This window comes from Alteromonas sp. LOR, assembly GCF_000753865.1.
In the GTDB taxonomy this organism is placed as follows: Bacteria; Pseudomonadota; Gammaproteobacteria; order Enterobacterales; family Alteromonadaceae; genus Alteromonas.
The window spans coordinates 127,409-140,949 of the sequence record NZ_JQFW01000050.1; the positions used below are offsets into that span (position 1 = coordinate 127,409).

The window sequence follows — 13,541 nt, forward strand, 5'->3', positions numbered from 1 at the left end:
CGACCTCATTTTAAACCACGCTAATACAAGGAGCGTAACCAATGAAAGACCAACAACAAGCCGTAACACTAGCAGAAGAGCAACTATTTGTTGTATCAGGCGGCCGGACATATCAAGGTGAAGGTGTAAAACCACCCACCTTTAGTTTACCCAGTCTGCCGATTTATAAGGAGCCGGTTTATATCACCATGGCTATTGGTGAAGGCGGCGGTACCTTACCGGATATACTTGCCTAACCCTACGTAATACCTGCCTAACTGCGTTCAAGTTGTTGTAAGCGCAGCTAGGCAGTAACCAATGCGCTGAATTGTGCAGCCATTTGCAACACTTGATTGCTGCAGTTAAATGCTTCACTTAGAAGCTGCACTTAGATGTTCCACTTAAATGCCGCTCTTGAATGCATGAGTTTACGCAGGTATCGACGCAAAAAAGGGCGTGATGCACGTGATATTTTTCAGCGCTTTTACATTTTCATGCAAAAAGGAAATCGCATGTACATTGGACTTATTGGCGACGAGAACGACCCGCAGCTCATTCATTTGGCGAGCGCGCTTACCCAACAAAACACACCCTATTTCATTGCTAATACTGCCTATTTTGGCAGCCAGTGGACCATTAGTTTTGACCCCGATTGCAACGAAGGCTATCTGCATTTTGCATCGCCTCGGCTTATACCCAAACAAAGGGTGATGTTTTCAGAGATAAAGGCGGTGTACTGGCACCAGTACATTCCTACAAAGACCATGACAGCAGACCCAGGTTCTTCCTCAGCACCTAAAAACCTGCAACAAACATCTGCACAAGCCATGTGGATTGAACAAGAGTTGTCGAGCACACTTTTATGCTGGTTTACATACCATGGCACCAGATGGGTAAACTCTATAGACGCCGTTCGCTCGCATCAATGCAAACCCATGCAGTTGAGTATTGCGTCGCAGCAAGGAGCGAATATCCCCTACTCTTTCGTGGGCAATGCGCCTGAGGCTGCTGCGCAATTTTGCAGTAATTTGCAGGAGGTCGTTTATAAACCGGTACGGGGCGGCAAAGTAGCTCAGTTTGTTAATAAAACAGAACATCTTCGACCGTTGCTGACAACCTTGCTATCGCAGCGTCCGGTTACTTTTCAAAAATATATCAGCGGTACAAATATTAGAAGCTACGTATTAGGTAATGAAGTACTTAGTGTGCGCATCGACTCAGATGAGTTGGATTACAGAAACGACGATGGTGCAACGCCGGTAATTACAGTGATACCCCAACACATCAAACGCTTAGCGGTAAGAATATGCAAGGCACTTGGCATGTATTGGTGCGCTATTGATTGGCGCAAGACCAACAAAGATACTTACTTTTTCTTAGAAGCGAACCCGAGCCCTTTTTACCTAAAAGTAGAGCGCGACACTGGCTTAGACATCACGGGTAGGCTGTTAAACTTGTTAACTATGTAGGTTGTGACATTGCTGTAGCTTATACCCGTCCGCAGGCATGTGTTTAGTCTATAATAGTCAAAGACCCAATAAAAACCCAGCTGTTAGCAGCTGGGTTTTGTTAAGTTTCTCGTTAGGCCTATTGGCAGGCTTTTGCTTTAATTACAAAATAAAGCGTGAAAGGTCTTCGTTATCTACCAATGTTTCTAGGTGGCTATTAACGTAATCGGCATCAATCACAAATGATTCGCCGCTTTTCTCCGATGCATCATAGGAGATATCTTCCATTAAACGCTCTAGCACGGTATGAAGACGACGAGCGCCTATGTTCTCGGTACGTTCATTGACCTGCCACGCCGCTTCTGCAATACGCTGAATTCCTGAATCGTCGAAGGTTACAGTTACCCCCTCAGTTTTCATTAATGCAATATACTGCTGAGTAAGCGACGCGCTTGGCTCGGTAAGAATCCGTTTGAAGTCACCCACTTTCAGTGCCGATAATTCAACGCGAATGGGCAAACGGCCTTGAAGCTCAGGAATAAGATCCGAGGGCTTACTCATTTGGAATGCACCAGAGGTAATAAACAAGATGTGGTCCGTTTTTACCATACCGTGCTTGGTTGATACCGTGGAACCTTCAACGAGAGGCAGCAAGTCGCGCTGTACACCTTCTCGCGACACGTCGCCAGAATTATTGCCTTCGCGCTTACAAATTTTGTCAATTTCATCAACGAACACAATACCGTGCTGCTCTACCGACTCAATGGCTTTTTCCTTTAAGTCTTCTTGATTAACTAAGCGCGCCGCCTCTTCTTCAATCAGCAATTTAAACGCGTCTTTAATTTTCAGCTTTTTCTTTTTCTTTTGCGAACCAGACAGGTTTTGGAACATACCTTGAAGCTGGTTTGTCATTTCTTCCATACCAGGAGGCGCCATTATCTCTACACCTACCTGTGGAAGCGCAACGTCAATTTCTATCTCTTTGTCATCTAGCTCACCCTGACGAAGCTTTTTACGAAATGCCTGACGTGTGCCGCGGTCTTCTACTTCTTCCTTGTTACCCCATGCGTCTTCTGGCGGTGGTAACAACGCGTCGAGAATGCGATCTTCAGCAGCTTCTTCAGCGCGGAATTTCACTTTCTTCATTTCATTTTCTTTCGTCATCTTCACGGCGATATCGGCAAGGTCGCGAATAATGGTTTCGACTTCCTTACCCACATAACCCACTTCGGTGAACTTTGTCGCCTCTACCTTAATAAAAGGTGCGTTGGCAAGTTTGGCCAGACGGCGAGCGATTTCGGTTTTACCCACGCCCGTTGGCCCAATCATAAGAATATTTTTAGGTGTCACTTCTTGACGCAGCTCAGGCTCTAGCTGCATTCTGCGCCAGCGGTTGCGAAGCGCAATAGATACAGCACGCTTGGCATCTTGTTGACCGATAATATGACGATCTAACTCGTGGACAATTTCTCTTGGTGTCATTTCAGACATGAATAAACCCTTTTATAAAACATGCTCGGTCCGCGCGCTATGAAAACACCGACGTATCGGTTCGCGCAGTTAAAAAGTAGCAACAGCTTCGTTACTGCCAGTCTAGTGCACTACTATGCTGATAAATTAGTACGCTATTAACTTAGTAGTCTAGAACATCTACCGTCTGACTATGGTTAGTGAATACGCAAATATCGCCCGCAATGGTCAATGACTTTTCAGCGATGTCTTTAGCACTTAATTCGGTATTTTCTAACATCGCCGTTGCCGCAGCTTGGGCGAAGTTGCCACCAGAGCCTATCGCAATAAGATCGTTTTCTGGCTGAACGACGTCGCCGTTACCAGTGATAATAAACGATGCGGTCTCATCGGCCACTGCGAGCAGTGCTTCAAGCTTTCGAAGCGCCCTGTCGGTTCGCCAATCTTTGGCCAGCTCAACGGCCGCTTTTGTTAAATGGCCCTGATGTGCCTCTAACTTAGATTCAAAACGTTCAAACAGGGTAAATGCATCGGCGGTACCACCAGCGAACCCAGCTAATATTTTGTCGTGATACAAGCGGCGCACTTTACGAGCATTGCCTTTCATCACAGTATTTCCTAGTGATACCTGACCATCACCGGCCATTACCACTTGATTTCCACGTCGTACAGATACAATCGTTGTCACGTTAATTCCCCGTTTTGGCTGGGAGTTGATGCCGCTTAGATAGAACCTGAGCGGCAGCAACTTATCAATTCTATAAACCTTAAGTGGGGGGACGGTTTATAATTTCAAGGGGCTGGAGGGTTTGTACGCTTACCTGATTTATCTATTATAAGTTCCAATACCAAATTTGACAGGTGGCAATGTTGACTTTGCGAAGGCTGTGCTTCGCTTTTTCTGCATCTCGTTTAGACTCAAACGGACCTAAAATAACGCGGAACCAGTCTCCGTTACTTCCCGTACTTTGACGGATGAGCGCCTCTAAACCTTGAAATGCGATTTTCGCTTTCATTTCTTCCGCTTGGGCACGGGTTCTAAACGACGCGCACTGCATAAGATAGCGCTTATCAGACTTTTCTTGAGCCTGCACATCCACCTCTACCTCATAGCCAGGCAGGGTTTTAATGTACTCCCACTCTTCTTCAGGTAACTTGGGTAAGGCTTCTTCTGTTGGTGCGACAGGACGGGCAGCTTGGGTATCCACATCATCTTCAACGTTATCTTTAATTGACCATAAAAACACACCAAAGCCGAGGACAAGGGCAATAATTATCGCAATCCTAAAAACCGGAAGCGTATGTAAGCTTGGCGCACTCGACTGTCGGCTGCTCGCATGGCTATTGGCACGACTATTGGCATTGCCTGGCGCTTTCTTGGGCGTTTTTTTATTTTTTTGTGAGCGTCCACGGGAGACGTAATCGCGTTGAGCCATAGTTGGCAATATTCCTACATGTTGTCGCTAAAACACCAAATTTGGCATTTAATGCTATGTACTTTGATGATATGTACTGTGATGATATGTACTGTAATGCGAATTTTAACGTATTGCTCGCTAACAAGCTAACTGAAATCTGTTGGGTCAATATCCACCGACCATCGCACTTTTGTCGCCTGAGGCAGTGCCTGCAAAAACGGCAGTGACTGGCGTAATACGCTATGAAGTGGAGCCCGCTTGTTGTGGCTGCATATCAACATAAACCGAAAGCGCCCCTGTCGTTTTTCTATTAACGATGGAAAAGGGCCACTCATTTCTATGTCATTGTTGCTCGCCGCAAACACACTGCGGCTTCCACTTAAAAAGGCAAACGCCAACGCACTGTCAGCAGCTTCACAGCGCACCACAAATTGACTGATATAAGGAGGTAGCCCTGCCGCCTTTCGCTCCATTAATGCATGGCGGGCAAAATGGCCATAGCCGTTATTCACTAAATCTTGTAACAGCGGATGGTGGGGGTTGTGAGTTTGTAACCACATTTCGCCGGGCTTGCTGGCTCTTCCTGCACGCCCTGCAAGCTGAGTGACTAGCTGTGCTAACTTTTCAGGCGCTCTAAAATCGGCGCTAAACAAGGCACCATCGCAATCAAGCACGGCCACAAGCGTAACGTGAGGAAAGTGATGCCCTTTCGACAATATCTGAGTGCCAACAAGTAATTGATACTCCTGGCGATTAATGGCATCTAAGGTTTGATGAAGTTTATCCTTTCCTCGCACCGTATCGCTATCAATACGCACCTGCTTAACATCTGGAAACAAAGAGGCTAGCCCGTCTTCCACTTGCTCTGTGCCGGTACCTGCGGTAACGAGGGACGCGCTGTGACAAGCTTCACATTGCCTTGGCATTGCCCTGGTGCCGGCGCAGTGGTGACACTGCAACCGATTTTGCGACTTATGCACGGTGTAAGGTCTGTCACATCGCTTGCAGGTTACCGTTTCACCACAGTGGTGGCACAATAACGCAGGCGCATATCCGCGACGATTCACAAATACCAGCACTTGGTTTCCCGCATTAATATGCTGGCGCATGATGGTTAACAGCGCTTGTGATATACCGTAATGCAGAGGTTGATCTCGCGCATCTAGAAGATGCTGGTGGGTATTCTGTGCACCACCTGCTCGGCGGGTAAGGTGTAAATGGGCGTACCGCCTACCTAAAGCGTTATTAAGGCTTTCTAAAGCGGGGGTTGCACTACCTAAAAGTAAAGGAATACTGTGTTGTTTCGCTCTCATCGCCGCCAAGTCGCGGGCGTGATAGCGAAGCCCATCTTGCTGCTTAAACGACTCATCATGCTCTTCATCTACAATGATCATCCCTGGGTTAGCAAGAGGAGTAAAAATTGCTGAACGGGTTCCGATGACGATGCCTAACTCACCAGATTTTGCCCGCTGCCATACCCGCAGCCGAGCTTTATCAGAAAGCTGGGAGTGCAATACCCCAACATCGATACTGAAACGCTTCTCAAAGCGAGACACGGTTTGTGGAGTCAATCCAATTTCGGGGACAAGTATAAGTATTTGTTTACCGGCTTGTAATAAAGGCTCGATGGCCTGTAAGTAGACCTCGGTTTTTCCGCTTCCCGTCACGCCTTCAAGCAAACTGACGGCAAATTTACCCTGCTGCTGATTAAGCGCTGCAATGGCAACAGACTGCTCGGTATCGGGAATGGGCTTTTCATCAATGGTTATGGTCGATAGCCATTCTTGCTCTCGCACTTCAGGCACTACATCAACCACTTCGGCAAGTGACTTATCTATAAGGGATTTAACCGCTGGCGCACCAAATAACTTTCGACTTTGCTGCGCTGACAAACTGGATTTTTGTAGCGCCTCAAAAAATGCTTTTTGTTTTGGTGCCCGTGTTAGTTCATCAGATGAAGTGTGTTCCCCCGTTTCAGTCAGCCGTATTCTTTCTTCTGGCAATACTTGCGCTGTTTCACCCTTTCTCAATAAAACAGGAAGCATGGTGTGAAGCACTTCACCGGGTGCATGATGATAATATTGCCACAGCCACTGTGCCATTTTCAAAAGCACTGCATCTATGACGGGAGCTTCATCAAGTACCGTCTCTATGGCCTTTAACTTATCGGCATTCTCTATCTCAGGAGCGTCTTTGTTTGGCTCGTCAACAACAATACCCACCAGCTTTCTTGGGCCAAAGGGCACGCGCACTCTCACGCCTGCGGCTAAATCGCAATGATAAGTATAAGTAAACAACTGTCGCAGAGGCACTGGCACCGCAACACAAATATAAGCCATGGTAGAACGCACCTCTAAAGCTACTGTCTTCGTTGTTTATTAGGCCCGATAGCTAACCGTTAATATGACGAGCTTATACGACGAGCTAATATAACGAGCACAGTTAACAAGAATGAATACTCACGATTAGCGTGAGAGTTAAGATATGGGATATTTAAACACAGATTTCATCGCTGCCATAAAACCATCTCAAATAGTTTTAGATTACCTTACTAACCCTATTTTTTGACCCTATTTTTTGCTTTGGTTACACAATACCAGTCCGCATAGATAGTTACCCACTCAGCGAGATTTAAAATGTTCGTAATCGCGGCGTGTTAGCGCAGGTGCAGTGGCTCTATATCAAGGTGACACAACAAAGAGTACGGATATTTTAAACTCATAAAGCGCTTGATCGCTGGCGCAGCTTCCTTTATTATCCGCCGCTCTTTTGCGATGGGTTGTTCTAAGAACCGCTCATCATTTGAATATTAAGTTACGTATGGTGTTTGGCTTCGGGCTGAATAGCGATACGGCCTTATTGTGAGGTAATCCCATGAAACAAGGTATCCACCCAGAATACGCTGAAATGACAGCAACATGCTCTTGCGGAAACGTAATGAAAATCCGCTCTACAATGGGTAAAGACATCAACCTAGACGTATGTTCTTCTTGCCACCCATTCTACACTGGTAAACAACGTAACGTTGATACTGGTGGTCGTGTTGATCGCTTCAAGAAGCGTTTTGGTGCACTTAGCAAGAAATAAACTTCGTACTTTTTTAAGTATTGAGTTGGAAAAGCGCCTTAGGGCGCTTTTTTATTGCCTGCTTTTTAGATAGCTTTTGAATGACCAGCTCCATGGGCTTCTGCATAAACAGAAGATAGAACCGCCATTGAGCGACAAAGAGAACAGGTATCACAGTGCGCGAGCACTAGAAAACATTGAATTGTGCGCGAGCACAAGAGAGCGCTGGCAGTGCGTTGATAGATCTCAGATATGAAGACCTAATGAGTGACGTTTTTAGCGAAATGCGTATCCCAATTTCCCTGGCTTTGTTTTGCGCACGCCTCCTCACTATCAAAACGCACAGATACAGGCTTAGACTTAATTCCTTCCAGCGCTATCTCTACCTGCGTTATAAATGTCGCCTCCCAGTTTTGTTCAAGCGCGCGGTTGCGATTTATTTCGGTGTCAAACACGGCCACAATCTCTGGGTTGCGCCAGTGCCCTAAATGAGTGAGCCAAACAAAGCCATTGTCTTGTTTTTTTAGGCCCTCGCAAACCTCAGTAAGCTCGCTGATTAATCGACGTTCTGTCATATTTTCGCATTCACCATTTTTATTCATTAAAGCCGCTAGCCCGAAGCTTAAGCATTAGAATTTATATTTGCTAGGGCTTTTCTCTTTACTGGATAGCTATTTGAAACGTCGCTTTTAAAGAGCTAGCGTCTAAATACCTAGTTTCTATGTATATAACTCTTCAACAGTTTTCTCTGTATCAGAAGGCTCTCAATCAGGTAGCTTACTGTCAGGTAATTCAATGCCAGGTCGCTCTATGCCAAGCGCCTTTTCGCCGGTCTTGTTGACTCGCTATTTTAATTTTGACTCATTATTTGAAAGACCGTACAAATACAGAAGAAATATGAGATAAAAAATAAACATAATATGTATGAATGACAAACATAGTCTGCTTTTACTGGTCTAACGAGTTTCTCTCACCTACATTAATTATGACCCATTAGCGTAATTAAGTAGCACAATAGAGCACGCCCTAGTAACTCTGATCAGATATGTAGACCACCATGGCCTGTGTTAGTGTTACCACGTGCGCTCAAGCAAGAATAACACAGATAAATAACACGGATAACAGTCCGGATTTGATGCAGCTAGCCTTTAAAAAAATGGCCAGTAGGCGCTACCCTTTAAACATATAGCAATATCCATGAACCCTACACTCAAGGAATCTATTTCACATGTCAGATTTTAGACAACGCGCTCTCGATTATCACGCCAAGCCTACGCCAGGAAAAATAAGCGTTGAGCTATCGACACCCGCAGACAGCGTTGATGATTTAGCGCTTGCTTACAGCCCAGGCGTTGCCGAGCCAGTAAGAGAAATAGCTGAAGATCCAGACAACGCATACAAGTATACGGCTAAAGGCAATTTGGTGGCGGTTATCAGTAATGGTACTGCTATTTTAGGCTTAGGTAATCTGGGTCCACTAGCCTCAAAACCGGTAATGGAAGGTAAAGCGCTGCTGTTTAAGCGTTTTGCTGGTATCGACGCTATTGATATTGAAGTGAAGCACAGAACTACCGAAGAGTTTATCAATACGGTAGCGAATATTGCTGATACGTTCGGCGGTATCAATCTTGAAGATATCAAAGCGCCAGAGTGCTTTGAAATAGAGCAAGAGCTTATTAAGCGCTGTAAAATCCCCGTCTTTCACGATGACCAACACGGCACCGCAATTGTCACCGCAGCCGGAATGCTTAACGCGCTAGAAATTCAGGGCAAAAATATCGAAAATGCCAAAATTGTCTGTCTAGGAGCGGGAGCCGCTGCCGTGGCCTGTATGGAGTTGCTAATAAAATGCGGTGCACAGCGCGAGCGTATTTACATGCTCGACAGAAAAGGAGTGATACACACTCGTCGCGAAGACTTAACAGAACATAAATCGTTATTTGCTAACAACACCGACAAGCGAACCCTAGAAGACGTCATGGACGGTGCTGATATATTTGTGGGCGTGTCTGGCCCAGACCTTCTTCCTCCGGAAACATTGGCGCTTATGGCCGATAACCCTATCGTGTTCGCTTGCTCTAACCCAGACCCTGAAATCAGGCCAGACCTCGCTCATGCGGTACGAGATGATCTCATTATGGCAACCGGTCGCTCAGATTACCCAAATCAGGTAAACAATGTACTTTGCTTCCCGTTTATCTTCCGCGGCGCATTAGACGTACGAGCAAGCGCTATAAACGATGAAATGAAAGTAGCTGCCGTTGAGGCACTGCGCGCCATAACAAAAGAAGAAGTACCTGCTGAGGTGCTTGCCGCGAGCAATAGCAAAAGTCTTAGTTTCTCAAAGGACTACATTATCCCTAAACCCATGGACCCCCGCTTGTGCGAACGCATTGCTAGTGCAGTATCAAAAGCTGCCATAGACTCTGGGGTAGCTGGCATTTAAGACGTTCAGTCTTAGCCATTACGCTTGAGAAACAGGCTTAATAAAAAGGCGTATGAGCGAGTGTAAAACACAGACGCTACGTTTTGATAAGTCGGCCTTATTAAACTGATTTTATTAAAGCGCTTTTATTAAAGCGGCTTTATTAAATTGAGCACCCAAGTATGACAGCGTCACACTGTCATACTTAGGTGCATTCGCTCAACCCTATTCTTCGGTAGGCTCATTTTCGAAGCTGGGATCAATGCCCATCTCTTCCATAATTCTTCTTGCTTCTGCAGGCACTCTGTTGCCGTTGTCTTTACGTAAATCATCATCGTTCGGTAAAGGCTGACCTGTAAAGGCATGAAGAAATGCCTCACACAGCAATTCTGAGTTAGTTGCGTGTCGCAGGTTATTAATTTGGCGACGGGTGCGTTCGTCAGTTAACGCTTTCAGCACATTGATCGGTATTGAAACAGTGACTTTTTTTACCTGTTCGCTTTTCTTACCGTGCTCTGCGTAGGGGTGTATATATTTACCATTCCATTCTGCCATAGTACTAACTCGGTCTTATTTTATTTATGTTATGGAGTGAAATTCTAAACGAGTTCACGAAAAGGTCAATTGAGCAGTGTAAACCTCTTGACGTCTAGACATATATTCTTTAATTTAGACGTCTAAACGTCTATCCATATCGCTAGTAGAGAGAAAAAATACATGGTTTCTTATGCACAAGGCATTGATGCGCTCAACCAGTCCCTATCGGAACTGCGTGATATTGACGTCTCCTTTGAGTTTTTCCCCCCTAAAACGGAAGCCATGGAGCAAACTCTATGGAAATCAGTTGAGCGTTTAGCACCACTGAAGCCAAGCTACATGTCGGTGACATATGGAGCAAATAGTGGCGAACGAGACAGAACTCACGATGTGGTCAAGCGCATTCAGCAGCAAACAGGCGTCGCCGCAGTTCCTCATCTTACTTGCGTTGACGCCAGTAAAGACGAATTAAGGCAAATTGCGCAAGACTACTGGGATTCAGGAATACGCCGCATTGTTGCTTTACGTGGTGATTTACCGCCGGGCATGGATAACACTGAAATGTATGCATCGGATTTAGTGGCCTTACTGAAAGAGGTTGCTGATTTTGATATATCAGTTGCTGCCTACCCTGAAAAACATCCTGAAGCTCGTAATGCGCAGTTTGATCTGCTGAATTTGAAGCGCAAAGCAGAAGCCGGTGCTACCGAGGCCATTTCACAGTTTTTCTTTGATACTAGTGTATTCCTGCGATTTAGAGACCGGGCCGCTGCTGCCGGCGTTGATTTAGACTTAGTGCCAGGTATTCTTCCAGTGACAAACTATCAAACCCTTGTGAAGTTTGCTGGATTTACCAATGTTCACGTGCCCGGCTGGCTACATAAAATGTTTGATGGTTTAGACGCTGATGATCAAGCTACCCGTAACCTGATTGGTGCCAACATTGCGATGGACCAAGTTAAGGTATTAGCAAAAGAGGGAGTAAAGCATTTCCACTTTTACACCCTAAATCGCAGTGAGTTAAGCTACGCGATTTGCCATATGCTTGGGGTGCGTGGCGACAGCAAATAGTTGCCGCCCCTTAAGCCACAGACAAAATGCAGGCAAAATGCAGAGACAATGCATCGACCTGCTCTAGAATAAACCTTTACTCATAGCGCCGCTGGCAGTTACCATCAAATTACAGAATCACAGCAAGAACCACGGCAGCAACGTCTCTAAACGTTGGTGCTGACTCAGTGTTCGTGCTGAAACGTTGATATAGCTGTCAGGAGAGCAAGTGTGTACGTAGAGCGGGTTAAAGCCATTTATGAGAATATAAAGCCGCAAGCAAAAGATCTCTTTACTATATTCATCAATCGCTGCAAAGAAGACAATGTAACGATATCTGCAGGCCACCTTGCCTACGTGACACTGCTATCGCTAGTGCCGTTTATTATGGTGACGTTTACCATTATGTCGGCTTTTCCTGCTTTCGCATCGGTGCGCAGCAAAATAGAGCATTTTATCTTTAGCAATTTCGTACCCACCGCCAGCGACGTTGTTCATCAGTACATGACAGACTTTGTGGGTAACGCCTCAGAAATGAGTGCTATTGGCATTCTATCGCTGCTTTTTGTGGCGCTGATGCTTATCTCAAATGTAGATAAAACCCTCAATAGAATCTGGCGAACAAAGAGCGAAAGACCCATTGTCTTTACCTTTGCCATATATTGGATGGTGATAACATTGGGCCCTATTTTGATAGGCTCTAGCGTTATCGTTAGTACCTACCTTACAGGCCTAGCCGCATTTACCGAAGAATACACCCCAGGGCTTGGCACATTACTGCTGAGCCTAGTGCCTAGTGGCGCGGCCATGCTCGCATTTACTATTTTGTATACCATGGTGCCCAATAAACAGGTTTACGCCCGCCATGCGGCCTGTGGAGCCTTTATTGCCACGGTTGCCTTTGAGCTAACCAAGTCGGGCTTTGCATTGTATGTGACTAACTTTCCATCCTATGAACTAATTTACGGCGCGCTAGCCGTAGTGCCTATTTTGTTCCTGTGGGTGTATCTGTCATGGATAATCGTCTTATTTGGCGCAGAATTCACCTGTAGCCTAGGCGAAGCCTTTGAAAATCAAAACGTCGTCGATAAAGAAAAGTATGTGCCTGAAGATGACGAGCCCACAGACCAGACATAAATAATAAGGGGAGCCAATTGGCTCCCCTTCTAATTATGATACCTCTTAGTCATGATACATTCTTATCACGACATTAAGTTTTCACGCTAGGGGCGTTACCCCTAGTTTTTCATAGACGCTATAAATGCATCTGATTCCGCTATGGCAGAGTTCATCTGGCTAAGCAGTTGAGCAACATTGTCTTCAATGGTTGAAAGCTCGCCTTGAAGGGCACCAATAGCGCTGGCGTTTAGATTATGCTTTAAATAAAGCACATTATCTTGAAGCGCATCTAGCACGGGCGGCATTTTACTTTCGGCTTTGCGCATAGCACTCATCAACGACGAATAACGACGCTGAGTTTCACGAAGCTTTGCAGCACTATCTCGCTTTAAAGAACCACTTTGATATTTTTCTAGCTCTTCTTGCCACTCATCAAACAGGGCTTCTGCTACGCTTTCTACCTTATCAATGCGCGCTGTTACTTCTTCTGCAGCGGCGACACTGTCTTGATACTGGCCATTTAGATTGTCGTAAACGTCTTCTAATTCACCACCATCAAATGCTACGGCAGCACTAAACGCTTCTAGTGCAGAGCTAAATTGCTCCTGCGCGTCTTCTTGAGATTCTTTTGCATTGTCGACACGATCAACAAGAATGTCTCGCTTTTCTACACCCACTTTCTCCCAAGCTGCATAGTACGCAGACTGACAGCCTGTAAGAGTCAGTGCCGCGACAAACACGGTTGCTAGTAATCTCATACGGTTACTCCACCTCTATAGCGTGCTGCGCTGATAATACTGATTAAATGCAGTAATGCGCCTAAGGGCCAAAATATGATAGCAAGCACGACTGTTGCCGCTAGCGCATAAGACACACCCACGGTAATAAAGAAAAACAACGCAGCTAAAATTCGGCCTTGGACCAAATGTCCCAACCCGGGAATAAAAAAATTACAGATAGCGGCAATGACATTACCACCCGATCCTTGACCTGCCATATAAACATCCTCGCATTTATGACTATAATATG

14 protein-coding genes are annotated in these 13,541 nt (G+C 45.6%); 6 read left to right on the forward strand and 8 right to left on the reverse strand.

Annotated elements, in window-relative coordinates:
- Positions 1 to 41 precede the first annotated feature (41 nt).
- Positions 42 to 236, forward strand: coding sequence for a hypothetical protein (locus tag JV36_RS0115230; protein ID WP_032094941.1), 195 nt, complete (start codon positions 42 to 44; stop codon positions 234 to 236).
- Between the two features lie 255 nt (positions 237 to 491).
- Complete coding sequence (locus JV36_RS0115235; protein WP_032094997.1) at positions 492 to 1,448, forward strand: ATP-grasp domain-containing protein; 957 nt, start codon at positions 492 to 494, stop codon at positions 1,446 to 1,448.
- Between the two features lie 141 nt (positions 1,449 to 1,589).
- On the opposite strand, the gene hslU is transcribed toward JV36_RS0115235, so the two are convergent.
- From hslU to priA, 4 genes are all read right to left on the reverse strand, one after another.
- The gene (hslU, locus tag JV36_RS0115240; RefSeq protein ID WP_032094942.1) at positions 1,590 to 2,918 is read right to left on the reverse strand and encodes an HslU--HslV peptidase ATPase subunit; all 1,329 of its coding nucleotides are present in this window, start codon (positions 2,916 to 2,918) and stop codon (positions 1,590 to 1,592) included.
- Between the two features lie 142 nt (positions 2,919 to 3,060).
- On the reverse strand, positions 3,061 to 3,585 hold the full coding sequence (gene hslV, locus JV36_RS0115245; RefSeq protein WP_032094943.1) for an ATP-dependent protease subunit HslV: 525 nt from the start codon (positions 3,583 to 3,585) through the stop codon (positions 3,061 to 3,063).
- Between the two features lie 145 nt (positions 3,586 to 3,730).
- The gene (locus JV36_RS0115250) at positions 3,731 to 4,333 is read right to left on the reverse strand and encodes an SPOR domain-containing protein (protein WP_032094944.1); all 603 of its coding nucleotides are present in this window, start codon (positions 4,331 to 4,333) and stop codon (positions 3,731 to 3,733) included.
- Between the two features lie 128 nt (positions 4,334 to 4,461).
- Positions 4,462 to 6,654: a primosomal protein N' gene (priA, locus tag JV36_RS0115255; RefSeq protein ID WP_032094945.1), complete on the reverse strand. Its 2,193-nt coding sequence runs from the start codon at positions 6,652 to 6,654 to the stop codon at positions 4,462 to 4,464.
- 535 nt (positions 6,655 to 7,189) lie between these two features.
- On the opposite strand from priA, the gene rpmE reads away from it, so the two are divergent.
- A complete protein-coding gene (rpmE, locus tag JV36_RS0115260) occupies positions 7,190 to 7,402 on the forward strand; it encodes a 50S ribosomal protein L31 (RefSeq protein ID WP_032094946.1) in 213 nt (70 codons plus the stop codon).
- A gap of 239 nt (positions 7,403 to 7,641) precedes the next feature.
- Here rpmE and JV36_RS0115265 read toward each other — a convergent pair whose 3' ends face one another.
- On the reverse strand, positions 7,642 to 7,956 hold the full coding sequence (locus JV36_RS0115265; protein WP_032094998.1) for a hypothetical protein: 315 nt from the start codon (positions 7,954 to 7,956) through the stop codon (positions 7,642 to 7,644).
- A gap of 653 nt (positions 7,957 to 8,609) precedes the next feature.
- Between JV36_RS0115265 and JV36_RS0115270 the strand changes: the two genes are divergently transcribed.
- Entirely contained in the window at positions 8,610 to 9,827 is a 1,218-nt protein-coding gene (locus JV36_RS0115270; RefSeq protein WP_032094947.1) for a malic enzyme-like NAD(P)-binding protein, read from the forward strand.
- Positions 9,828 to 10,031: 204 nt separating this feature from the next.
- On the opposite strand, the gene metJ is transcribed toward JV36_RS0115270, so the two are convergent.
- Positions 10,032 to 10,361, reverse strand: coding sequence for a met regulon transcriptional regulator MetJ (metJ, locus tag JV36_RS0115275; RefSeq protein ID WP_032094948.1), 330 nt, complete (start codon positions 10,359 to 10,361; stop codon positions 10,032 to 10,034).
- Positions 10,362 to 10,523: 162 nt separating this feature from the next.
- On the opposite strand from metJ, the gene metF reads away from it, so the two are divergent.
- Together metF and JV36_RS0115285 are read left to right on the forward strand one after the other, a co-directional pair.
- Positions 10,524 to 11,414 carry a methylenetetrahydrofolate reductase gene (gene metF / locus JV36_RS0115280; protein WP_032094949.1) on the forward strand — a complete coding sequence of 297 codons (891 nt, stop codon included), beginning with the start codon at positions 10,524 to 10,526 and terminating at the stop codon, positions 11,412 to 11,414.
- A gap of 210 nt (positions 11,415 to 11,624) precedes the next feature.
- Entirely contained in the window at positions 11,625 to 12,530 is a 906-nt protein-coding gene (locus JV36_RS0115285) for a virulence factor BrkB family protein (RefSeq protein ID WP_052010061.1), read from the forward strand.
- Positions 12,531 to 12,631: 101 nt separating this feature from the next.
- On the opposite strand, the gene JV36_RS0115290 is transcribed toward JV36_RS0115285, so the two are convergent.
- Both JV36_RS0115290 and JV36_RS0115295 read right to left on the reverse strand, forming a co-directional pair.
- Complete coding sequence (locus tag JV36_RS0115290; RefSeq protein ID WP_032094950.1) at positions 12,632 to 13,270, reverse strand: DUF2959 domain-containing protein; 639 nt, start codon at positions 13,268 to 13,270, stop codon at positions 12,632 to 12,634.
- On the reverse strand, positions 13,267 to 13,509 hold the full coding sequence (locus tag JV36_RS0115295) for a hypothetical protein (protein WP_032094951.1): 243 nt from the start codon (positions 13,507 to 13,509) through the stop codon (positions 13,267 to 13,269). The genes JV36_RS0115290 and JV36_RS0115295 overlap by 4 nt, the downstream gene beginning before the upstream one ends.
- Positions 13,510 to 13,541: the final 32 nt, after the last annotated feature.

What these genes read in the sequence shown, in the direction of transcription:
- JV36_RS0115235 (WP_032094997.1), top strand. Translation starts at nt 492, where the DNA reads ATGTACATTGGACTTATTGGCGACGAGAACGACCCGCAGCTCATTCAT.
- JV36_RS0115270 (WP_032094947.1), top strand. Translation starts at nt 8,610, where the DNA reads ATGTCAGATTTTAGACAACGCGCTCTCGATTATCACGCCAAGCCTACG.
- JV36_RS0115290 (WP_032094950.1), bottom strand. Translation starts at nt 13,270, where the DNA reads ATGAGATTACTAGCAACCGTGTTTGTCGCGGCACTGACTCTTACAGGC.
- rpmE (WP_032094946.1), top strand. Translation starts at nt 7,190, where the DNA reads ATGAAACAAGGTATCCACCCAGAATACGCTGAAATGACAGCAACATGC.
- JV36_RS0115230 (WP_032094941.1), top strand. Translation starts at nt 42, where the DNA reads ATGAAAGACCAACAACAAGCCGTAACACTAGCAGAAGAGCAACTATTT.
- JV36_RS0115295 (WP_032094951.1), bottom strand. Translation starts at nt 13,509, where the DNA reads ATGGCAGGTCAAGGATCGGGTGGTAATGTCATTGCCGCTATCTGTAAT.
- JV36_RS0115265 (WP_032094998.1), bottom strand. Translation starts at nt 7,956, where the DNA reads ATGACAGAACGTCGATTAATCAGCGAGCTTACTGAGGTTTGCGAGGGC.
- hslU (WP_032094942.1), bottom strand. Translation starts at nt 2,918, where the DNA reads ATGTCTGAAATGACACCAAGAGAAATTGTCCACGAGTTAGATCGTCAT.
- priA (WP_032094945.1), bottom strand. Translation starts at nt 6,654, where the DNA reads ATGGCTTATATTTGTGTTGCGGTGCCAGTGCCTCTGCGACAGTTGTTT.
- metF (WP_032094949.1), top strand. Translation starts at nt 10,524, where the DNA reads ATGGTTTCTTATGCACAAGGCATTGATGCGCTCAACCAGTCCCTATCG.
- metJ (WP_032094948.1), bottom strand. Translation starts at nt 10,361, where the DNA reads ATGGCAGAATGGAATGGTAAATATATACACCCCTACGCAGAGCACGGT.
- JV36_RS0115250 (WP_032094944.1), bottom strand. Translation starts at nt 4,333, where the DNA reads ATGGCTCAACGCGATTACGTCTCCCGTGGACGCTCACAAAAAAATAAA.